Source organism: Methylorubrum extorquens (assembly GCF_024169925.1).
In the GTDB taxonomy this organism is placed as follows: domain Bacteria; phylum Pseudomonadota; class Alphaproteobacteria; order Rhizobiales; family Beijerinckiaceae; genus Methylobacterium; species Methylobacterium extorquens_A.
Map to the genome: position 1 here is coordinate 144,544 of NZ_JALJXF010000002.1, position 20,764 is coordinate 165,307.

Below are 20,764 nucleotides of genomic sequence, written 5' to 3' on the forward strand. Positions count from 1 at the left end.
TCCGTCATCAGAGGATGACTTTCGCGCCTCAAAAGGGTATACCCTTTTGAGTCGGGTAATTGCGTCCGATAATAAGCACTATCGTCCGGAATTTGTGGATCATTAACCCCCGAACGGCTAGACTCCCACCATGGAGCTTGACACCGCCGATCCTGCCTCCGAGCCGTCCCGCGACGCGTCGGCTGTGCCGGTCCCGCAGGCCGAGGCACTGCCGCTGAGTTCCGAGCTTCTCATCGAGCGCCTGGAGGGGCACGCCCGGGCTGCACGCGGCGCCTTCGCCGACAACACAGTGCGCGCCTTCGCGGCCGACAGCCGGATCTTCGCCGCTTGGTGCCGGGAGGCCGGGCGGGCAATGCTGCCGGCAACCCCGGACACCGTCGCCGCCTTCGTTGATGCGCAGGCGGAGCTGAAATCCCGAGCCACAGTCGAGCGCTATCGCTCGTCGATCGCGGCGTTGCACCGCGCGGCCGGTCTTCAGAACCCGTGCGCCGACGAGATCGTGCGGCTCGCGGTGAAGCGGATGAACCGCGCCAAGGGTCGGCGCCAGAAGCAGGCCGAGCCGCTCAACCGAGGCAGCATCGAGCGCATGCTGACCGTGATGACGCCCGAGCGGCTGCACCGGCGCGTGTTGGAGGGCAAGCACAGTGCTCCGCTGATCGCGCTACGCAACGCCGCGCTGGTCGCAGTCGCCTACGACACGCTGCTGCGTCGGTCCGAACTCGTCTCTTTATATATAGAGGATCTCCACAAGGGCGACGACGGCTCCGGCACCGTGCTGGTGCGGCGCTCGAAGGCAGACCAGGAGGGTGAAGGCGCGATCAAGTATCTCGCCCCCGATACCATGGCGCATATCGCGGCGTGGCTCGCGGCGGCCGGGTTGGAGAGCGGGCCGCTGTTCCGGCCGCTCACCAAGGGGGGGCGGGTCGGAGCGAGCGCGCTCGGTGACAAGGAGGTGGCGCGGGTGTTCCGCGCACTCGCCACGGCGGCCGGGCTGAAGCTCTCTCGCCTTCCCTCGGGACATTCCACACGAGTCGGGGCGACGCAGGATATGTTCGCGGCGGGGTTCGAGTTGCTCGAGGTGATGCAGGCCGGTTCGTGGAAGACGCCCGCGATGCCGGCCCGCTACGGCGAACGCCTCCGCGCACAACGCGGCGCTGCCCGGAAGCTGGCAACGCTCCAGAACAGAGCATAGCTCGCACGTTGGTGCACAAGCCTAAGTCAGAGCGGTCCTCTCTCTACACACTCGCGCGTCGAGTTCGCCTCAGCGACCTCATATGAAGCACTAATTATCAGAGCTTTTCGACCTCGATTTTCCGTTTCATCTCGTGCTCATCGAGAACTTCCCGTAGTTCGGTGGGGATGGGACGGTCCGGCTCCGGAAGCTGAGTTATAAAGCGCCACCTCTTATCCATCCCGCTAAGTGAAACTTCATCCGCCAGTCCGCGCTTCGCCTGCGTCAACAGCAGTTCATGAAGTTCTTGCGAGATTGACTTTTCTTCTTTGAGCCTTTTTGCGATCCAGAGAGAAACATCCACCAATTCGAGACCGCTACTTTCGTCTCCAGGCGTAAATGTTGGGGGTGTTTCTGGCATCGTGGAAAAATCGAAGCTTGGCATGCCGGGCCCAAGCTCCATGTTGTGGCCGCGCAATTTCTGATAAATTTCCGCTAGTTCGCCTTGGGCTTTATTGAATTCCGTCTGCCTGTCGACCGTAATTTTTCTGACCGTCTTGTTCCTAGCCGAAGATTGCTGTGCAATCAGCATCAATACGTTCTGAAAGCCGACAAGGTTTGGAGAGATTTGAAGAGCCGTATCGTGATTGCCGACCCCATAGCTAATCTCATGCGGATGGGCCGAAGCCCACTTTAGAGCGCCAGAAATCAGTTCCCGTGATCGAACATCCGGAAGGTTGTCTAAATTTTCACAAAGTCTATCGCATAAGATCGTCAGCATTTTTGCGCATTGCGCTGGGTTGACCTGGCGCCTCGTCTTCCATGCGTACTTCGCCAATTCGTCATTGAAGAGATGCGCCACTTTGAAGAGGAGCACATATCGAAGTGGTGTCCAATAATCCTCCCACCTGACGGCTTTGTTCAATCCAGCGTCGAACACTTGGTCAAAAAATGAGATAATTGCATGATCTGGCTTGACAACCCTCAAAAGAGAAAATCTCAAGTCGTTCTTTTTGCTGAACCGCGCGATTTTGTGTGCGATCGGCGTTAGTTTGCCAACACCCAGTTCATTCGCATGAATCCTTTTTACACCAAGCTCCTTCCTGAGTTCTTCGAGCAATGGCTTGGCAATGACATCGAGATTGGCTTGGGCGCCGAGCACGCCATAATAGAGTACCGGTTGATTTTTATCGAACAATTCAAGGCCGGTATTGCCACTTTCATCAACGTAATAGTGCACGATGACTCCATGTTCTAGAATGGATCTTCGACTTCAGTTTCATTGACGGAACAGATAATGCGGGCATCCTCCCGGCCCCGGGCTGCGCGGAGAGCCGTACGGTATTCAAGCAGTTTGCCCATCGCATTCTCAAACGCGATACGGTGCCAATCCTTATCTTGAAGAGCGGTCCGCATAGGATTTCCCTCGCCAGTGTAGATGGCTGCGGCTTCGAGGAACGCAGTGCACGTTCTTTCGATTTCGGGATCAGCTTCGATGCCATTTACGCGAGCATTGTTTCGCAACGCACCCCATCCCGACAGGACATCCATTTTCTTATCGCGGATGCGCTCAAGGAGCCGTCTCAGATTGACGAGAGTCTCGCTGGCTTCCTGGATCAAGGCGTGTCATCCCTTGCTCGAAACAGGCATCTTAAGGTTGATATGGGCGAGGGTAAAAGGCCGGAGTGCAGCTGTGATGTCGCAGACGGCCAGCCCCTCGGCCAGTCGATTGGTTCGATGTTGACGTACCAGGTGTTGAGCGCCAGCTTCCGCTCGCGCCCCTCGCTCCCGAAATTACGTCGATGACGGTGGCCGATCACCAGACCCGGGTCCTCAAAGGCGACGACGCGCGCGCTTTGCTACGCGACCAAATCGATCACAACAGCGGCGGCCTTCACGCCGCGCTCGCCTCGTTCGACGCCGGCTCGACAGTCGAAGCTTGGCTCGAGACCCTTCGTGGGATCGAGGAGTTCATCAACCTTGTCTTATTTGGGCTGGACGACGACGCGGTTAAGGCAGCCCTGATCAGCCTTCCGGTCGCCGCGCTACATACGCGCCCGCGGCGGCTTCGGGCTGTGCGTCATCACATTGCCTACCGCTACGGTGAGAGTTTCGCGAAACGGTTCATGACCCTTCTCGTGCAGGCGGCCGCGATGGGTCACTCCTTCGCGCTACATGGCCTGTCGTCAGCCGCGGCTGGCTTCGTGACCGTCGGGACGGCCGTAAGCTACTTCCAGTCCCGTCGTCGGCACCTCGTGGCGATGCTGTACACGCTCCCTCACGCCTGCCGCGGCAGCCGACGCATGCACCCGCTCGACACGCTCAACCAGCTCCTCCCCCTGGTGGAACTGAACGGCGTGGCGCTTACAGGGCTCTATCAGCAATTGATGCTGTCAGAGGTATTCCACGAATACGAGCTGTACGTCGACCGACGTGGCTTCGCGGGCTCGCATGAGTATCCTGCGCTCGATACCCTCTATCTAGATCCAGAACGGGCTTCGATCGTCGAAATGTTCGCGGGCATCGACGATCCACGCCCCGCGAGCCTAGAGAAGGTTCGACGCGACCGACTCTTCTCTGCCGCCGAGCTCCGCAACGATATCCGCCTCATCGAGACAGCCTATGCCGAATTCGACCTCGCCGGCTCAGAATTCGCGCCGGCCGCAGCCCTGGTGCGGTGCCTGTCGGAACGCGCGGTCGACGATCACTGGGTGCATATCTCCCGGGCCGACCTCGACCGGCTGGCGGATGATCTCGGACTGTCGCCGCCCCTGCGCCGAGCGCTTCTCCAGACGAACGCCAGCTACGTCGCCAATACGAACAGCCATACTCCGTTCGTCGAAATCGCAGGCATGCTGCATTCGTCGGTGACTCTACTCAGCCGGTTTCTCTACAACTGGAAAAATATTTTCCTTTACAGAATCAGGCGCTTTCAGATCCGCTCCGGCTTCATCTTTGAGAAAACCGTTGCCGATGCGCTTGAGCTGCAAGGATTTCAACTCACTGGGATCAAACGCCTGAACCGGAAGGAGTTCGATGTCGTGACCACGCGTGATGGCGTGATTTTCAACGTGCAATGCAAAAACAATCTCATCGATCTGAGCCGACTTGAGGCGGATCCAAAGCTGTTCGCCCGCTATAATCGCGCGCGTGTTGCGAGCTATGAACGGGCGCTTCGCAAGGAGTTGGGTCGCGAGGCCCTGCTGACCACCGAGCTTGGCCTCTCTCACATCGAGCATCTTGTGGTCACGCGCTTTCCATTCGCGAACGACAATCCGAGAATTATTCCGTTCAGCCGGATCAACGACCTCTCAATCATCGCAGCCGCCCTTACAGCCAAGCCGCAGACGTAGATCTGAATGAGAGGGTGGTTCCCGGCAGAGGCCCGATCACGTGACCCGAGCGGCCGTTATTATCGAAGGCATGCGGCGGAAGACGTCATGATGCAACGTCCGGGAGGCGTCCCACCGGTGCGTCAGTCTCCGTCTCGCCGAATGTGGTGTCCACGCGATCAGTGGACACTTCGGATGACCTTGGGATCGTCGGGATATACATAGAAATATACCCCAGAGAGACAGTGCCGTGAGACGCGAAATGGCGTCTCATTAGGGTTGCTTTCGGGATTTTGGGACGTTAAGCGCACTGTGTCTAGACCCATACGGGACGTTTCATGGCTCGCATCGGCTACGCACGCGTCTCTACCCTCGATCAGGACCTCTCAATCCAGCTCGAAGCCCTCAAGGCCGCCGGCTGCGACCCGATCCGGGCGGAGAAGGCCTCCGGCACATCGACCACCGGCCGGACCGAGCTGTCCATCGTGCTGGACTTCATCGGCAAGGGCGACACCCTCGTCGTCACACGCATCGATCGCCTCGCCCGCTCCATCGGCGATCTGCAGGACATCGTGCGCTCCCTGAAGGCCAAAGGAGCTCGCCTGCAAGCGACCGAGCAGCCGATCGACACCGGCACGGCTGCCGGCAAGGCGTTCCTGGACATGCTCGGCGTGTTCGCCGAGTTCGAAACCAACCTACGCCGTGAGCGCCAGATGGAGGGGATCGCCAAGGCCAAGGCCGCCGGCATCTACAGGGGACGGCGCCCGTCGATCGACCCTGCCAAGGTGCGCGCCCTCAAGGCCGAGGGCGTGGGCCCGGCGGAGATCGCCCGCCGCCTCGGTATCGCCCGGGCCAGTGTCTACCGCGCACTAGGCACGAACAATCGAAACGATAAAATCGATGGAGGAGCATGAGAACGTGGCAGGCTACTCTCGTTGCGATGACGCAATAAATTTATTTTTCAGTACCAGAGATCTGGCCATACTTCGCAATCTATTGTAAGGTATTATTTTATCGTGGACCGTAAGTTCTTGAAATTGCGTCATCCGCGCGCGTTAAGCCCATTTGATAAAAAATCGTCGCGTATCGAAAGGCTCGAGGTTGTTGAAGCTGTCATAAATGAAGACGTTGCTTCATCCCGCGGATCATTCGAAATCCGGATGGAATACGTCTTCGGATGGCGCCTGTCGGACTACCGTCATCGGGGGTTCTCCTTCGGCGCATCATTCAGCCGCATCGCTGGTAGCGCGAAGATCACGAACGGAGGGATCTTCGTTGATCCGGACGGCCTGAGAGGCTACGGCCTTGGTACTTATGCCATGGACCGTGTTGTGCAGTGGGTTCAGTCTCATGCACCTGACTTGACGGTCGAAACGATCACGCTGGGCGGTGATAATTCGCCAGACAATGTCGAGCGAAGAAGGAAGTTCTACGAGAACTGTGGTGTGGTTTTTGAGAATAGTAAATCAATACCAATGAAAGTTTCGGAGTTGAAAAGGGTACATCCAGACAAGTTGCTTTCAGAGGTCGATATCCCGTCTTTATTGGAAAATATGGTAGAAATAGATAAAAGTTTAAAATCTTTGAGTAATGTTGTCGATTTTCTAAAAGAGGAGGAGTTCGCCAGATATTCCAAAAAACGTTTCTGGTTTTTTTAATATTTGGCGCCGCTGCTCGTTGAGCATTGGTTTAGGGCGCGTCCCTTCGGGACCGTACCCTACTCACTTCGCTCCCCGAACACCTGCGGGTTTCGGCCCTGCGGGTCACGACCGCTGCAAAACGTCAGCACCGGACTCGTCCAGCGACGGCCCGACCTTCATCCTCGGACATCACACAAGAATGTCCCGGATCCCCATCCGGCATTGGCACTCCCCGCCCCAAGACAAAATTGACCGAATGGGCCCCGTTAAGCCCGGCCGGGAACTTGGTCTTGCGCTGGATTAGGAAATTGTCTGGCTTGTTTGCGAACTCGGGTCGACCGCCATTGAAGATCATGCCGTTATCGCTGCCCGTCACCTTGAGGACACCCTCCTCGACGAGTTGCGCAAGGCCGGCTTCCTGTGGGAGCACATCATAGCGCTTCACAGGTAGTGGAGATACGACAGCTTCTGGGGCGATGGCGACGAGGCCGGCCGGATTGAAGCGCAGCATCTCTGCCCAAAGGTCCTTCGCCGGTCCGCTTTTGGGAAGTGAGACGGTGCCGGACACGGGGATCTGCTTGTTCGGTCGCCCCGATGGGACGGACATGCTCGCGATGCCGTAGGAGGCAACGACCGCATCCGGTGCGCGACCAAGGGAGGCTTTGAGCGCCATGACCGCCTGCCCGCTCTCCGGCGAGGTTTGCTCGTAGAAGTAGGGAAAGCACCCGGCTTCCAGCACGAAATGCACACGCTCCGGCTTCACGCCGACAACGCCCACGCGCGGCCGCTTGCCGACCCCGACCTGCTGTGAGTTGGCCACGACGTCCGCGATGCGCTCGACAGCGCCCGTTATCAGCCAAATATTCGCACTGTAGCTTGTAAGCGCAAGGTAAAGAGGCTCGGACCCACTCTCGATTTCTAGGTGGGAAACCGTGACTTCCTGGTCATCGCCGCCGATGCTTGCGGTTGAAAGTGCTTCACCCTCGTAAGTACCAACGGCAGCGAGTTTAACCCTCTCGGCCAGGGATGGGAACTTGCAGGCTGATTGAGCGCGCGTCCCGACTTCCGATAACGGAATTCGTGGTTCTTGAGCCAGAGAACCTGAAGCAATAGTCGAGGCCAAAACAAAAATTGCAAAAAGGGGGATTTCAGACTTCATTTCTTTTTGCACTCCTGGATGGGCGCGTCCCTTCGGGACCGTGTCCTACTCGCTTCGCTCCCCGAATCCCGTACCGGGTTTCGTCCCTGCGGGTGACGATCACATCGCGCGGGCTCGCGTCGAGGAGCAGGCTCACCAGAACCGACCCAGCAGGTTGACCCCAGCTAGTGGCGCCTCGTTTCGGAGGTCGCCCCCTTCATCAGCGCCTCCATCTCCAGGCGAGCGGTCTCGTCAGGGGTGCGCTGCGGAGCCAGCGCCACGGGGGAGCCCTCGCCCAAGTGGGCCTCCAGCATCAGGCGGATCTTGGCGTGATCGGGGGAGAGGGGCCGGGCCGGCTCCTTGACCATATCGCGCAATAGGGCCGCCTCGATGTCTACGGGGAGGCTCGGCAGATGTTGGCGTGCCACAGAGACGAGGAGGCCTGGACTGAGCTGTTCCGCATACTCAGTTCCAAACCAGATCTGCGGCGACTCGCGCTCCTCCTCGTCCATCTCAGCAGTCTGCAGCGCCTCGCTCCAGACCTGGAGGTAAAAGGTGGAGAGCGGTGCATCCCAGCCGATCGCGAGCCTGACGCCTGGTTGCATGAACTCGTGACGGCTCATCGCCAGCCTTTCGACTTATGCGCTTCATGTCTGCGGCTAAAATTTAATTGTGATCCGTCGCACGCGCAACCACAGGTCAATGCGACGCCGCCCGCCAACAAGGTGGGAGCTCGAACATAATGATCACCGATGTGCCTTAGGCGGAACGTGTGAAAATACGATTTCGCCGAGTTTAGGATAGCGGCGCAGGGCCGTATTAACTGCCTCCCGCTATATGGATGATCATGACGCGATTTGTCTTCGGCACCTCGGTTTGGCTTTGCGGTGTGAGCTTACTGTTTTACGTAGGCCTTGTGGTGATCAATCGCACTGGCGACGGTCGACGGTTCAACGGCATCGTCTTGGAAGGCAACTGGCACCTGACGCTGCCGGGCCTCGCTCTGGTTGCTATCGGCCACCGCATCATCTCGCGTGCGCGGCTTAGAAGGTAACAAGTCCTGCCTCATCGTGTTATGAATGGCTGCTTTCCACCCCGAGCGGCCCATCGCTCGGGCAAACTGACAGCGCTCGATCCTAGCTCACGAACTCGGTCTTCAACGACGAACTCGTCAACGCCACCCGGTCCCGGCCGCCCTCCTTGGCGGCATAGAGCGCCACGTCCGCCCGCTTGAGCAACGTGCCGACGCTGTCGCCCTCCGGCCATTCGCTCAGCCCGATGCTGACCGTGAAGCGCAGCGGATTGCTCCGTTCCAGAAGCGCCGATCCGGCGCATTGCCTGCGGATGCGGTGAGCCACTACCCCCGCGCCGCCCAGGCTGTGCTCGGGCAACAGAAGCGCGAACTCCTCACCGCCCAGCCGGCCGGCGACCGCCCCGGTCTCCCGCAGGATCTGGGCGACATGCCGGATCACAAGATCCCCCACATCGTGGCCATGGCGGTCGTTGATCTTCTTGAAATGGTCGATGTCGATCTGCATCACCGCCAGCGGCCGGCTCGCCGCCGCGTTCTCGACCGCTGCCCGAGCCTGACGCATCAGCGCCCCGCGGTTGAGGAGCTGCGTCAGGTGGTCGGTGTCGGCCTGCCGGATCAGCGCCTGCTGCAGCTTCAGCACCCGCTCGGCCGAGCGCAGGCGCCCGCGCAACTCCTGTGCCTCCGGCGGCTTCATCAGGAAGTCGTCCGCGCCGGCATCGAGCACCTCGTCCAGCGGCCGCCTTTCCCGTGCGGAGGACATCACCAGGATCGTCAGGGGGCGCCGATCGTCGGCCAGAGCCCGCAGCGACCAGCACAGCTCCAGCCCGTCGAGCGGTTGAACCTCAAGGCTGGTGAGCACGCAGGTCACCGACGGATCGGCAGCGACCTGCGCCAGCGCCGCGGCCGAGTCGGAGAACGCCACCACGGTATGTCCGGCCGCGATGAGCATTCCCGAGATTGTCTTGCGGATCACGCCGCTGGGATCGACGAGGACGATGTGCATGGTACGCCCATTAAACCGAGGTCAGGTGTCGAGGGGGAAGCTTGGGGTGAAAGCCGTCGCGATGGGATGAAAGGCCTTCACCAGCGCAGGATCGAGGCGGCCCATCCTCCCCTGGAGGATCGCGTAGGCGGCCTCGCTCGCCATCGGCGGCTTGTAGGACTGGCGCTAGATCAGGGCGCCGTAGATGTCGCACACCGTCACCACACGCACGAGATCGGGGATCGCCCTCCGCACGAGCCCGTCCGGGTAGCCGGAGCCGTCGAGCATCTCGTGATGCGAGCGCACCACGCCGAGGAACTCCGGCTCGAAGCCCTGGTTGGCCAGCATGGCCTCGCCCTGCGCCGGATGCAGGCGCATCACTGCCTTCTCCGCCGCATCGAGCTTGCCCGGCTTGTTGAGGATCGCGGCCGGGACGTGGATCTTGCCGACATCGTGCAGCAACGCCGCCTTGGTCAGCCGATGGCGCTCGCAAGGTCCGAGGCCGAGGCCCGCCGCGAAGGCAGCGGCCAGCCCGGCCACCAGCAGGCAGTGCTGGTGCGTAGCATCGTCGAAGCGGCGCACCGTCCGGATCCAGTCGCGGATGCCGGTTTCTTGGACCGCCTGCGCGACGAGGTCGGTGCCGTTGTCGACCACGACCGGCGTCACCGGCCCGCCGGCCACGAAGACCGACCCGTAGAAGGCGCGCACCGCCTCAGCCCGTCGCCGGGCCTCGGCCGGCACGGTCTCCGCCCGATCCTCCGCCGCGCCCAGCGCGCGCCGGAGCCGGCCCAGGTCGAAGGGAGCCCTCACCGTCCGGCTCGCCCCGAGCGCCAGTGCCTGAAGGCGGGCTTGCGGCGTGTCCTGGCGCAGCAGCACGACCAGCGGAGTACCGCGGCGCGTCCGTGCCAGAAGCTGGCGCAGGCGCTCGACGTTGGCCGGCCCGAGATCGGCCACATCCGTGACCAGCACCGCCGCGGCCTCGGCCGGATCCGCCTCGTCACGCAGGTCGTGGACCCGGTACGCCAAGCCGGGATCGAGACCGCCCACGAGATCCGCGCTCCGACCCGGATCGTCGGTGATCAGAAGCATCTGTCCCATCATGGATCTCGCTCCCGGACGGCCTAAGGGAACATTGCGTCGATGGCATCCTGGGACACGCTGACCGCACCGGGCAGCGCCGGACCGTTCAGGAGCGCGGACTTGCCGGTCCGCTCGCGGCGCGCCAGCGTCGGAGCCGCCGCGCTCGAACCGGACCACAGGCGCACCATCTCGACGATCCGCTCCTCGACGAACTCGATCGTCCTCACCACCTTCGCGATGGCGCTGGCCGGTGAGATCCTGGAAGTTGCAGGCCTCGAAGATCGTCTGCACGTGATCCTGGATCGCCATCACGTCCGCCCGGGTCCCCTCGTCGCGGCTCCGCTTGGCGATCCCGCGGGTCGGGGCATCGACGGCTTCCGCGGTCGACAGGATGGTGTTGGTGGCCCGCTCGATCCCCTGAACCACTGCGTTCAACTCGTCGCAGGTGCGGCCGGTCTCCTGCTCATGCCGCAGCTCGGCGATTTCCTGCCGCGTCCGCTCGATCGCCGTCGATATCGCGGCTAGATGACTTTGCAGGAGCGCGGAACTCCCATCGCTCGTAGAAGTATATGGCATGCCACAGCCCGCGCGTTCGACAATGCTGATATTTATATCTGCATAGGTTGACCGCGCGGACTTAACAAAATGCAATCGTAGTGGTCGGCGCGATCATGGAAATTCCAGCTTCGGCCAAGAGTGCGGATGAGATATTTCGATTTGTAAGGAATATCCTGGAGAGTCGTACGTCGTGATGGCCGTCCAGATGTATCGAGCCTGCGCAGTCGGAATGAGGCGGCGTCCAGTCCGGCTTCAGGCGAGGTCGAGAAACAGATCGAGCTGCTGGGCCCTGGCTAGGCGTCCCCGGCCCTTGCGAGGCGTCGGCGCGGGCGGCGCGAACACCGGCAGGGGCACCCCGGCCTTCCCGTGGAGGTACGCGCCGACGCAGGCCTTCTCGGCGGTCAGGAACACGACGCAGGTATGCGCCGCGGATTTCAGAATGCACCGCGTGAGCGGCGTCGTCTTCGGCAACTGCGCCAGCGCCTCCATGAGACACGGCAGGCCGGCCGAGAGGATGCCGAGGATCGGATACTCGAAGGCCAGCCCGGCACAGGTCAGGCGCGCCGCGCCGGCCGTGGTCGACGGGAACGGGTTGAGGGCAAAGTCGGTCCCCTCGTCGCGCAGGAACGCGGCGAGCAGCGCACGGTCCTTCCCATCGATCAGCGCGGCCAGGCGTGACCTGTCGGATCCGACTGTCATCAGAGCACCGGATACAGCCCGAGGAACAGGTCCCCCAGCGCCCGGCGGCGCAGGAAGGTCAGGCGTCGCCGCCGGATGTGCTCCGGCCGGTCGTGGTCCAGGTGGCAGCGCTGGCACCAGGCGGCGAGATCGGCGGGGCCGTTGCGGCTTGTGTCGTGCTCGCGGTGGCAGGCGGCGAGGATCGGCCGGGTCAGCCGGGCACTCGCGAGGTCTGGCATGCGCCGCAGAATGCGCCCCCGGCCCGAGCGCCAGACGCCGCCGTCGGCATCGTACCAGCTCCCGTCATCGACGCAGACGATGACCCGCCCATGCGGGCGTCCGCAGCGCTCGCAGAACCCGCCGGCCCGGCCGAAGCGGATCACCGCCGAGAGCTGCGGCCAGTCGATCGGGTAGAAGTGGCGGTGTTCGGGGCGGATCGGCACGGTCCGGCCACGCTAGCACGGCAAGGAGTCCGAGGAATCCCCCCGGCGCCTCGTCGTCCCTCGGAATTCGGTCGCCCGGCTCCTCAGCGCCGGTCCGAGCGGCACCAGTGATCCGCCCGCTCCTCCCACGCCTTCCGGCCCGGCCGGTAGGCCACCGCCAGGCCCTCCCGCATCAGGATCGCGCCGACCTCTCCCGCCGGCACCCGCAACGTCCCGAGCGTCCGGCCGTAGCGATCGGTCTCGCCGGCGCGCGCCAGCTCGACGGCCTGTCCACGGATCAGGCGGGCCAGGCGCTCCTTCGCCTTCAGGCCAGAGATCCGCTCGGCCTCGCAGCGCGGCCGGGACACCTCCGGCGTGTCGATCCCACTCAAACGGACCTTCTCGGCACAACCGCGCGCGGGCATGGCGCAGGGGAGGGCGACGGTATCGCCGTCGAGGACGATCAGGCGGTCGCCATCGAACCGCTCGGCCGACGCCGGCCGGATCGCCAGCGTGCTCGCACAGCCGACGGCCAGCCCCAGCACGGCCCACATCCGACGGCTCATCGCAGCTCCCCTCACGCTCGCGGTGTTCGCGCCCGGCCTATCGCCTCAGCCCCCGTAAGCCCAGATCGGAATGCCGCGCGGCCGGCCGGGTGTGTCGCGATAGTAGGTCAAGTTGCCGAAGTTGATCCGGGTCGGGTCGATCCACTGCGCCGCGCGCCCACCCACCACCAGGGCACCACAATGGTCCGCCCGAATGATCCCGACCGTGGGATGGACCCCGAACAGGTCGAACTCGCTCCAGCCGAGATCCACCGCCTCCGCTCCGAAGCGCTCGAGGAAGTCGAGCATCGCCGCGTGGACCCTCTGCCACGTCTCGCCATGCAGGCCGGGGCAGGGGGACGTCGCCGGGTTCATGCGCTCGATGCGGTCGCGCCAGGAGTGAAAATTCGGTGCAGGGTCGGTAGCGACGGGGTGGGGAGCTGACATCCCGGCCCCTTACCTCAGGCCGGTCGCCCGGTCCTAACTAGGACCGGGCTCAAGAGTCGGAGGAGGCCAGGGGCTTCGCGATGGGATGATCGACCGGAGAGAGGCTCCGGCGCCCGTTGCGAAAGCTAAGCCGATGGCCCGTCTCCTCGTCCTCGCCTGCTCGGCGACCAAGCGCTCCGATCCCGACCCCATCCCGGCACTCGCGCGCTACGACGGCCCGCTGTGGCGGACCCTGCGCGCCGCCGACCCGGCGGGCCGGCGGGCCCGGGTCGCATTCCTGTCGGCCCATTACGGCTTCCGCGACGCGGCGACGCCGATCGCGGCCTACGACGCGCGGCTGACCCAGGACCTCGCCGAGCGGATGGTCGCCGACGGCGTGACCACGCGCTGGCCCAGGCCGCCCTCGCCGCGGCGGCCCGACACCTACGGCATGCACGCCGGCGCCGAGATCGCCTCGATGACAGGGTATGGCGCCGAGCCGTTCGAGGATGTCGCGCTGGTGGGTGGCGGCCTTACGTTTCGCGTTGTCGCATTGCGCTTCTCGAACGAGGGGCGCGCCGATCCTCTTGCGGGGCCGGGCCCTAGCGCCAGCGTTCGCCGGTCCCGAGTCCGATCACCCGACCGTCGAGCCGGGCGATCTCGACGGCCACTTTCCCCCAGAACCGATCCCGGGCCGCATCCGCGCCGCGCGCGGCCCGAGCCCGATCCCGGGCCAGCCAGTAGGCCGGGCCGCCATAGCGCGCGACCATGATCCGGGCTCTTGCCCGGACCCGCGCACGGTCCCGCGCTTGGCGCAGCCAGCACATCCCCGCCTCGCAGGGGTCAGTTGGGGATGGCCTCTCCGCTCGGCTCCTCCGCCGCCATGTCCTCTTCGGAAAGGGCTCCGAGCAGGATCAGGACCCTGCCGAGGTTGAGCATCGAGCGGATCGACCGTCCGGTGTCCACCGAGACGGAATTGCCCTGCCATGCGAGGTAGCAGAGGCGCAGAGCGGCGATGTCCGGATCGGACGTCGCGTCCAGCCGGTGGCCGCCCTTGCCCGACCTGCGCGGCAGCTTGGCGGTGAAGCCTTTCGGCGTGTAGCCGAGCGCGCTCAGCAGATCCACGAGCGCGAAACGACGCTCGGCGAGCAGGCATTCGGCCTGGATCAGGTCGCCATGGGTGACGATCAGCGACCCTTCATCGATCCCGTCCTGCACCCGTTCAAGCTCGACGAGGGCCTTGATGTAGAGGCGCTGGGCCTCGATCGTCCGCGCTTCCAGGGTTTCGCGATCGTGCGAGCGGTGCATCGAACCACCCCTGCAGGCCCGTGTCCGCGGTGCGCCCCCGCTAACGAGCCTCAACCACCCATAGTCGGGGAGTTGGAAAACCGTGTCTGAACGGTCCCTACGACCTTTAGCAGTGGGGCGCTTGGACATGCGTCGCAGGCTCCCCGACCAAGAAGGTCAAGGAATCCGGCGCCGTCACGGCCGGCGCCATACCGTCAGACAAGGGGTTTCCACGCCCCAGGGCGGCGCGTACCACCCTGACCGGATCGTAGGCGCTCGTGCGGACGCGATCCAGTCCGAAGCTGCGGTTTGCCACGCTTGGTTGCGCGAGGGATCGCCCCCGCCACCAAGCCTTCGCGGCCATCGTGACGGCAACAGAGCTCTGGCGCTCCATCCGAGAGATGCCCGACCCGCTCAGATCCGGCAACGCTGGCGACGACATCACGAGAGGCCGACGACGGCGCATACCTCGGCGCGTCGTGCAGGGGCCACCCCGCTCTGATCGGCGCTGACCCTTGGTCACTCCCGGGGCCTTCCACGATCAACTGATCCGCCCCCACTGAAGTGGTCCGCCCTGAGGTATGGCTTTTGAGCCAGATGAGGACGGACAGATGGGAACGAAGCGGCACAAGCCGGAAGACGTGGTCGCCAAGCTGCGGCAGGTGGATGTTCTGGTCTCGCAGGGCCAGAGCGTGGCGGAGGCGATCCGGGCCATCGGCGTGACGGAAGTGACCTACTACCGCTGGCGCAAGGAGTACGGCGGCCTGAAGAGCGATCAGGTTCGACGGATGAAGGACTTGGAGGTTGAGAACCAGCGGCTGCGCAAGGCGATTGCGGATCTCACCCTCGACAAGCTGATCCTGCAGGAGGCCGCTCGGGGAAACTGACCAGCCCCGCGCGCCGACGCGCCTGCATCGCGCATGTCATGAACGTCCTAGACGTCTCCGAGCGCCGCGCCTGTCGGGCGCTCGGGCAGCATCGCTCGACGCAGCGCAAGGTGCCGCGGGGAAGAGAGGATGAGGCCGCGCTGACAGCCGACCTCGTGGAACTGGCTCGCCAGTACGGGCGCTACGGCTACCGGAAGATCGGTGCATTGCTGAAGGCGGCGGGCTGGTTCGTCAACGACAAGCGGGTCGAACGGATCTGGCGGCGCGAGGGGCTGAAGGTCCCGTCTCGGCAGCCCAAGCGCGGCCGCATCTGGGACGGGGATGGTTCCTGCCTGCGATTGCGGGCGGAGCGTCGCGATCACGTCTGGTCCTACGACTTTGTCGAAGCCCGCACGCACGAGGGCCGCAAGTTCCGGATGCTGAACGTGGTCGATGAGTTCACGCGGGAGTGCCTGGCGATCCGCGTCGCACGCAAGCTGAAGGCGGCGGACGTGATCGACGTGCTGTCCGACCTGTTCATCCTGCGCGGCGTGCCCGGCCATATCCGCTCGGACAACGGTCCGGAGTTCATCGCCAAGTCCGTGCAGGCCTGGATCACCGGTGTCGGCGCCAGAACAGCCTACATCGCACCCGGCTCGCCATGGGAGAACGGTTACGTCGAGAGCTTCAACGCACGACTACGGGACGAGCTTTTGAACGGTGAGATCTTCTACACGCTCAAGGAGGCGCAGATCGTGATCGAGAGTTGGCGTCTACACTACAACAGCGTGCGCCCGCACGCCTCGCTCGGCTACCGACCACCGGCCCCGGAGGTGTTCGTGCCGGCCTTCACCGCTTGGCCGGCTGCGCTCACCCGGTCGGCTCCGCCGGCCAAGCGACCCGTGGAGCAAAGGCCGACCCTGCACTAACTTAGAACTTGGACCACCGCGTGGGGGCCGATCAGCGTGTCGGAGACGAAGTCGAGGCTCCAGCGCTGGTTCGGCTCCTGCGGCGCGGCGGCCGGTGCCCGCGTGCCAAGGGCACGTTTGCGCCCACCGCGCCTGCGCACCGAGAGCCGCTCTTCCCGATAGAGGCGGAACAGCTTCTTGTGGTTCAGCGTGAGGCCCTCCCGCCGCAGCAGGATGAGCAGGCGCCGGTAGCCGAACCGGCGGCGCTCGCCGGCCAGGCCGCGCAGGCGTACCCGCACGGCCGCATCGTCACCTCGCGTCGAGGCGTAGCGGTAGGTCTTCGGCTCCAGGCCGATCAGCCCGCAGGCGCGACGCTGCGAGTAGCCCTTCTCCTCGATGGCCCAGCTCACGGCCGTTCTCCGTGCGCCGGGCGTCAGAAGTTTTTTCTCAAACCCTCACGCAGCGTGGCCACGTCGAGCATCGCTTCGGCCAGGAGTTTCTTGAGCTTGCGGTTCTCCTCGTCGAGCGTCTTCAGGCGGCGCGCGTCCGAGACCTCCATGCCGCCGTAGCGAGAGCGCCACGTGTAGAACGTCGCGTCGCTGATGCCGTGGCGGCGGCAGATCTCAGCGACCGGCAGCCCGGCCTGCTGCTCCTTCAGGATGCCGATGATCTGCTCTTCGCTGAACCGGCTCTTCTTCATCGTCCGTCTCCTGATCGACGGACCTTAGCTTCAGAATGAGGGCAGGCCAGAGGGCAAGATCAACATGCTTCAGAGCGACCTGAGTGAGCAAGAGGGCGATGCCTTGCAGCCGCCTGTGGATGGCCAGAGGGCGCCCTTGGCAATGAGCGCAGGATCGTATCCACTGCGTGTGCGCAAGAAGGTAAAGCGCATGCAATTGCAATGATTTAGTAGATGTCTTTTGCTGAGGTCGTTCTGGGTGAGAATCCTGGCGCCCCAGCCAAAGGCTCGAGATTCTCAGCCGACCGTTGATTCTCCGGCTGTTTTCGGACCCGCCCGGGCCGACCGCTCCGTCCAGGTCCACTCGGGAGGTCCACTTGTCCGGACGGCAGGGATTCCTGCCTTGCCTCGCACCCGCCGCCGCCGACAAACGGTCTTTTTTCGCCGTATCATCCCCCACGACCTGCGCCAGCGGTTCGGCCAGCGCGAGATCCTGCGCTCGCTCGGGCGGGCCACGCCGGGCGAGGCCCGACGGATGGCGCAACGATCGTGGGATGGGACGGATCAGCTCTCAAGAACTGAATTGCTGAGGCGACCTTTTAATCAGGCTGCGATGATTGATAGATCTGCGCCTTCAGCAGACAAGGGCATTCCTTGAGTCGGCCGGCCGGCCGGTTTGTTGATGCCAATAGGTGTTTGGCCTGCTAACGCTGGCTCAGGGTACTGGTGCGCTCGACCAAATGAGGCCTGACCAGCGCCTCCGTGGCTTCGCCGGCTTGCGACGCGATCAGCGCCAACGCGGACTCGGTGACCGCCGCGAGCCCGATATCGACCGTGGTCAAGCGGTACGACGGCCAAGCCGCAGCCGCGATGTTGTCGTAGCCGGCGACGAGCACATCCTCGGGACAGCGTAGCCCGAACTCATGCCGAAGCCCGTCGATGGCGCCCATCGCGGTCAGGTCGTTGAAGCAGAACAGGCCGTCGGGCCCGGTGCCCGAAGCGTAGAGCGCTCGAACCGCCTCGTAGCCGCCGCCGTGCTTGTGGTCGCCCTGAGCGCGGGCGTAGCTGTCGATCCCGAGTTCCCGCAGCCCCTCCCGGAAGCCGGCCTCGCGACGCTCCTGGCCCATCGTTCCGGACCGGCCCGCGACGTAGCCGAAGCGTCGGGCACCCCGCTCGTGGAGCAGGCGCGCCATCTCGGCGCCCGCCCAGGCATCATCGGTCACGACGGTCCGCACCCAGTCCGTAGTCGCCGGGGAGTTCAGGGTGACGACCGGCACCCCGAAGCGCGAGAGCGCCTGCACGACCTCCGGCTCGGTAACCGGCAGCGAGCTCAGGATCGCGTCGACCTGATAGCCCGCGAGCAGCTCGACCGCAGAGCCCAGCGCCCACTCGTCCTCGACCTGCACCAGCATGACCTGGCGGCCGGTTCGCTGCAGGCCGGCCGTGAAGCTCTCCAGGGTCATGGCGTGAAACGGGTTGGACAGCGCGCCCACTGCTACGGCGACGATGTCCGAACGACCGGTCATCAGCGAGCGCGAGAGAAGGTTCGGCCGATAGCCAAGGCTCTCGGCCGCGGCGAGGACCTTGGCCCGCGTTGACGGCGAGGCGACGCTGCCGGGCGTGAACGTCCGTGACACCGCCGATTGCGAGACGCCGGCCAGACGCGCGACCTCGACCGACGAAGGTGGACGCTTCCGAGTCACCGGCCCGACCTCGCTCATAGGCACTGCCTCCGACGCAGCCCTTTTCCGTGCGCCGGGCTGCATAGGTATGCAACTGATGCTGCGATGCACTGTTGTCGAGGTACGCGCCGCCGATCGGCAGGCACTCCTCGCCCTTCTCCTCGCCCTTCTCGGCCCAAAGCCCGCCCCATGCCCAAGAACTGAAGCCGCCCGAAACCATCGCACGAGCACGGGACCCTAGCAGCACCATGAGCAAACGGACGAACGGCGGGCGAGACTTCGCCGGGGACTGCAATGGCGCCGGCTCGGACGGCGCCCGCTTGCCGGGCTCGGACTTCCCGATCCAAGACTACGCCGCATTGGGCGACGGGCGCTCCGTCGTCCTCGTGGCGCCGGATGGTGCCGTCGCGTGGTGGTGCGTGCCCGAGATGGACTCGCCCCCGCTCTTCGACAGCCTCCTCGACCCGCAAGCCGGCGGCTTCTTCCAGGTCGAGGCAGAGGGTGCCAAGGTCATCGAGCGGCGCTACCGCCGGGACAGCAACGTACTCGATACCGTGCTGGCCTCGGGCACGGGCCGGGCGCGTCTGACCGAGTCGCTCAACAGTTCCACCGCCGGCCGCCTGCCCTGGTGCGAGTTCGCCCGCCGCATCGAGGTCCTGTCGGGTACGATGACGTTCCGCGTCCGCGCAGTGTTCGGCACGCGCGGCGACACGGCCTCGCCCTGGCTTCAGCCGAACCCGAACGGCTGCGTCTTCCACGTCGGGCCGGTGCTCGGGCTGTTCCGGTGCAGCGACAACGTCCGGGTCACCGAGGAGGATGACCGCACCATCGCCGCCACCGTGACCCTCGCCGAGGGCGAGCGCGCGACCGTGGCGTTGCTCGCAGGTGAGGACGAGCCGCTCGGAGTGCCGACGATGGAGGAGATCGACCATCGCATCGACGTCAGCGACGAGGCTTGGCGGCGCTGGGCCGAAGGGCTGCGCTACGACGGCCCGCACCGCGACGAGGTCCGCCGCAGCGCGCTCGCGCTGAAGCTCCTCCTCTACTCGCCGAGCGGCGCCATCGCCGCGGCAGCCACGACGTCCCTGCCCGAGGGCATCGGCGGGGAGAAGAATTACGATTACCGCTACGCCTGGATCCGGGATGCAGGTTACTCGGTGAACGCCTTCCTGCGGGTCGGCGCGATGCCGGAGGCCAAGGCGGCTTTCTCCTGGCTGATGAAGCGCCTCGACCAGCACGGTCCTCGGGTGCTCTACACCCTGTGCGGCGAGGTCGGACCGGACGAGCGGGCCCTGGAGCTGCCGGGTTACCGCGCCTCGCGCCCGGTCCTGGTCGGCAACGCCGCGGCTCTACAGCACCAGCACGGCATCTACGGCGACATCTTCGAGACGGCGGCCCTGTTCGTGGCCGATGGCAACATCCTCGACCAAAGAAGCGCCACCGTGCTGTCGGCGCTCGCCGACCAAGCCGCCGACCGCTGGCGCCAGAAGGATGCCGGCATCTGGGAGCTGCGAGAGCCTCAGCACTACACGATGTCGAAGATCAGCGCCTGGCAGGGGCTCGCACGCGCCGTCGAGCTTGCCGAGGCCGGACACCTGCCCCCGACCTGCGTGCCGCGCTGGACGCGCGAGCGCGACCGCATCGCGGCCTGGATCGAGGAACATTGCTGGTCCGAAGCACGCAAGGCCTTCGTGCTCCATCCTGGCACCGAGCGGCTCGACGCGTCGCTGGCGCTGGCCGTCCGCTTCGGCTTCGACGGCCGGGACAGGCTGTCCTCGACGCTCGACGCGATCCGCGAGGAGCTCGGACGCGGGCCCTTCCTCTACCGTTACTCCGGGGCCGAGCGGGAGGAAGGCGCGTTCCTGGCCTGCTCGTTCTGGCTGGCGGAGGCGCTGGCAGAGCTCGGGCGGCAGGAGGAGGCAGAGCAGGTCTTCACCGGCACGATCCGTGCTCTGCCTGCAGGGGTCGGCATCCTGAGCGAGATGGTCGACCTGAAGACCGGTGACTTCCTCGGCAACACGCCGCAGGGTCTCAGTCACCTCGCCCTGATCCATGCCGCCTGCACGCTGCGCGGCGACCGGACCCGCCCTGTCAGAGCGGCCTGATGATCCTTGTTGATCTGCCTGGATCCGCTCCGCTCGACGCCGAGGCGGCGGAAGCGGTCGCGCCGGCCGTGGCCGTTCCGGGGGTCAACCCAGCCCCGGTCCTCGCCGCGCTGGCAATCGGCGGATTCAAGCCGTCTCCGGGGCCGGCCTCTGCTTGGCTCAACCGCTGCCGGAGACCGGCCAAGGAATGGGGTCAAGAAATGGGGCCAAGGAATGGGAATGCCGCAACGAC

General features: G+C 64.6%; 23 protein-coding genes and 1 pseudogene. 9 read left to right on the forward strand and 15 right to left on the reverse strand.

Annotated features, from left to right (window positions below; genetic code table 11):
- Nucleotides 1-130 precede the first annotated feature (130 nt).
- The gene (locus tag J2W78_RS24095; RefSeq protein ID WP_253374233.1) at nucleotides 131-1,192 is read left to right on the forward strand and encodes a tyrosine-type recombinase/integrase; all 1,062 of its coding nucleotides are present in this window, start codon (nucleotides 131-133) and stop codon (nucleotides 1,190-1,192) included.
- A gap of 97 nt (nucleotides 1,193-1,289) precedes the next feature.
- Here the strand turns inward: J2W78_RS24095 and J2W78_RS24100 are convergent, their stop codons facing one another.
- Both J2W78_RS24100 and J2W78_RS24105 read right to left on the reverse strand, forming a co-directional pair.
- Nucleotides 1,290-2,411, reverse strand: a complete 1,122-nt coding sequence (locus tag J2W78_RS24100; RefSeq protein WP_253374234.1) for a DUF3800 domain-containing protein — start codon at nucleotides 2,409-2,411, stop codon at nucleotides 1,290-1,292.
- A gap of 14 nt (nucleotides 2,412-2,425) precedes the next feature.
- On the reverse strand, nucleotides 2,426-2,791 hold the full coding sequence (locus tag J2W78_RS24105; RefSeq protein ID WP_253374235.1) for a hypothetical protein: 366 nt from the start codon (nucleotides 2,789-2,791) through the stop codon (nucleotides 2,426-2,428).
- Between the two features lie 182 nt (nucleotides 2,792-2,973).
- Between J2W78_RS24105 and J2W78_RS24110 the strand changes: the two genes are divergently transcribed.
- The 3 genes from J2W78_RS24110 to J2W78_RS24120 all read left to right on the forward strand — a co-directional run bounded on the left by J2W78_RS24110 (nucleotide 2,974) and on the right by J2W78_RS24120 (nucleotide 6,161).
- On the forward strand, nucleotides 2,974-4,524 hold the full coding sequence (locus J2W78_RS24110; protein ID WP_253374236.1) for a hypothetical protein: 1,551 nt from the start codon (nucleotides 2,974-2,976) through the stop codon (nucleotides 4,522-4,524).
- A 317-nt stretch (nucleotides 4,525-4,841) separates the two neighbouring features.
- A complete protein-coding gene (locus J2W78_RS24115) occupies nucleotides 4,842-5,417 on the forward strand; it encodes a recombinase family protein (RefSeq protein WP_253374237.1) in 576 nt (191 codons plus the stop codon).
- A gap of 102 nt (nucleotides 5,418-5,519) precedes the next feature.
- A complete protein-coding gene (locus tag J2W78_RS24120; protein ID WP_253374238.1) occupies nucleotides 5,520-6,161 on the forward strand; it encodes a hypothetical protein in 642 nt (213 codons plus the stop codon).
- 124 nt (nucleotides 6,162-6,285) lie between these two features.
- Here J2W78_RS24120 and J2W78_RS24125 read toward each other — a convergent pair whose 3' ends face one another.
- The 6 genes from J2W78_RS24125 to J2W78_RS24145 form a co-directional block, all read right to left on the reverse strand.
- Nucleotides 6,286-7,302 carry a hypothetical protein gene (locus tag J2W78_RS24125; protein WP_253374239.1) on the reverse strand — a complete coding sequence of 339 codons (1,017 nt, stop codon included), beginning with the start codon at nucleotides 7,300-7,302 and terminating at the stop codon, nucleotides 6,286-6,288.
- Between the two features lie 164 nt (nucleotides 7,303-7,466).
- The gene (locus J2W78_RS24130) at nucleotides 7,467-7,886 is read right to left on the reverse strand and encodes a hypothetical protein (RefSeq protein WP_253374240.1); all 420 of its coding nucleotides are present in this window, start codon (nucleotides 7,884-7,886) and stop codon (nucleotides 7,467-7,469) included.
- A gap of 531 nt (nucleotides 7,887-8,417) precedes the next feature.
- On the reverse strand, nucleotides 8,418-9,317 hold the full coding sequence (locus J2W78_RS24135; protein WP_253374241.1) for a GGDEF domain-containing protein: 900 nt from the start codon (nucleotides 9,315-9,317) through the stop codon (nucleotides 8,418-8,420).
- Nucleotides 9,318-9,338: 21 nt separating this feature from the next.
- Nucleotides 9,339-9,461 (reverse strand): hypothetical protein, encoded by a 123-nt coding sequence (locus J2W78_RS24795; RefSeq protein WP_301288965.1) that lies wholly within the window; start codon nucleotides 9,459-9,461, stop codon nucleotides 9,339-9,341.
- Between the two features lie 21 nt (nucleotides 9,462-9,482).
- Nucleotides 9,483-10,397 (reverse strand): HD-GYP domain-containing protein, encoded by a 915-nt coding sequence (locus J2W78_RS24140; protein WP_253374242.1) that lies wholly within the window; start codon nucleotides 10,395-10,397, stop codon nucleotides 9,483-9,485.
- 20 nt (nucleotides 10,398-10,417) lie between these two features.
- The gene (locus tag J2W78_RS24145; RefSeq protein WP_253374243.1) at nucleotides 10,418-10,603 is read right to left on the reverse strand and encodes a hypothetical protein; all 186 of its coding nucleotides are present in this window, start codon (nucleotides 10,601-10,603) and stop codon (nucleotides 10,418-10,420) included.
- Nucleotides 10,604-10,613: 10 nt separating this feature from the next.
- On the opposite strand from J2W78_RS24145, the gene J2W78_RS24150 reads away from it, so the two are divergent.
- Nucleotides 10,614-10,901 (forward strand): hypothetical protein, encoded by a 288-nt coding sequence (locus tag J2W78_RS24150; protein ID WP_253374244.1) that lies wholly within the window; start codon nucleotides 10,614-10,616, stop codon nucleotides 10,899-10,901.
- A 285-nt stretch (nucleotides 10,902-11,186) separates the two neighbouring features.
- On the opposite strand, the gene J2W78_RS24155 is transcribed toward J2W78_RS24150, so the two are convergent.
- The 4 genes from J2W78_RS24155 to J2W78_RS24170 form a co-directional block, all read right to left on the reverse strand.
- Nucleotides 11,187-11,633, reverse strand: a complete 447-nt coding sequence (locus J2W78_RS24155; RefSeq protein ID WP_253374245.1) for a hypothetical protein — start codon at nucleotides 11,631-11,633, stop codon at nucleotides 11,187-11,189.
- A complete protein-coding gene (locus J2W78_RS24160; RefSeq protein WP_253374246.1) occupies nucleotides 11,633-12,055 on the reverse strand; it encodes a hypothetical protein in 423 nt (140 codons plus the stop codon). Before J2W78_RS24160 ends, J2W78_RS24155 begins: the two co-directional genes overlap by 1 nt.
- Before the next feature lie 83 nt (nucleotides 12,056-12,138).
- Nucleotides 12,139-12,600 carry a thermonuclease family protein gene (locus tag J2W78_RS24165; RefSeq protein WP_253374247.1) on the reverse strand — a complete coding sequence of 154 codons (462 nt, stop codon included), beginning with the start codon at nucleotides 12,598-12,600 and terminating at the stop codon, nucleotides 12,139-12,141.
- Nucleotides 12,601-12,645: 45 nt separating this feature from the next.
- Complete coding sequence (locus tag J2W78_RS24170; protein WP_253374248.1) at nucleotides 12,646-13,026, reverse strand: hypothetical protein; 381 nt, start codon at nucleotides 13,024-13,026, stop codon at nucleotides 12,646-12,648.
- Nucleotides 13,027-13,159: 133 nt separating this feature from the next.
- Here J2W78_RS24170 and J2W78_RS24175 point away from each other — a divergent pair, with 133 nt between their 5' ends.
- Nucleotides 13,160-13,777: a hypothetical protein gene (locus tag J2W78_RS24175; RefSeq protein WP_253374249.1), complete on the forward strand. Its 618-nt coding sequence runs from the start codon at nucleotides 13,160-13,162 to the stop codon at nucleotides 13,775-13,777.
- A gap of 71 nt (nucleotides 13,778-13,848) precedes the next feature.
- Here J2W78_RS24175 and J2W78_RS24180 read toward each other — a convergent pair whose 3' ends face one another.
- Nucleotides 13,849-14,313: a transcriptional repressor TraM gene (locus J2W78_RS24180; RefSeq protein ID WP_253374250.1), complete on the reverse strand. Its 465-nt coding sequence runs from the start codon at nucleotides 14,311-14,313 to the stop codon at nucleotides 13,849-13,851.
- Nucleotides 14,314-14,903: 590 nt separating this feature from the next.
- Between J2W78_RS24180 and J2W78_RS24185 the strand changes: the two genes are divergently transcribed.
- Nucleotides 14,904-16,087 (forward strand): IS3-like element ISMex5 family transposase gene (locus tag J2W78_RS24185; RefSeq protein ID WP_085985476.1). Its coding sequence is split into 2 segments (ribosomal slippage): nucleotides 14,904-15,168 and nucleotides 15,168-16,087, totalling 1,185 coding nucleotides; the frame shifts between segments, so codons are not numbered across the junction.
- 32 nt (nucleotides 16,088-16,119) lie between these two features.
- On the opposite strand, the pseudogene J2W78_RS24190 reads toward J2W78_RS24185, so the two are convergent.
- Nucleotides 16,120-16,766 (reverse strand): annotated as a pseudogene (locus tag J2W78_RS24190) (transposase); the annotation flags it as partial.
- 238 nt (nucleotides 16,767-17,004) lie between these two features.
- Here J2W78_RS24190 and J2W78_RS24875 point away from each other — a divergent pair.
- Entirely contained in the window at nucleotides 17,005-17,403 is a 399-nt protein-coding gene (locus tag J2W78_RS24875) for a DUF6538 domain-containing protein (protein ID WP_353612596.1), read from the forward strand.
- 46 nt (nucleotides 17,404-17,449) lie between these two features.
- Here the strand turns inward: J2W78_RS24875 and J2W78_RS24195 are convergent, their stop codons facing one another.
- Nucleotides 17,450-18,466 carry a LacI family DNA-binding transcriptional regulator gene (locus J2W78_RS24195; protein ID WP_060769323.1) on the reverse strand — a complete coding sequence of 339 codons (1,017 nt, stop codon included), beginning with the start codon at nucleotides 18,464-18,466 and terminating at the stop codon, nucleotides 17,450-17,452.
- 209 nt (nucleotides 18,467-18,675) lie between these two features.
- On the opposite strand from J2W78_RS24195, the gene J2W78_RS24200 reads away from it, so the two are divergent.
- Entirely contained in the window at nucleotides 18,676-20,532 is a 1,857-nt protein-coding gene (locus tag J2W78_RS24200; RefSeq protein WP_083530800.1) for a glycoside hydrolase family 15 protein, read from the forward strand.
- The last annotated feature ends 232 nt before the right edge of the window (nucleotides 20,533-20,764 follow it).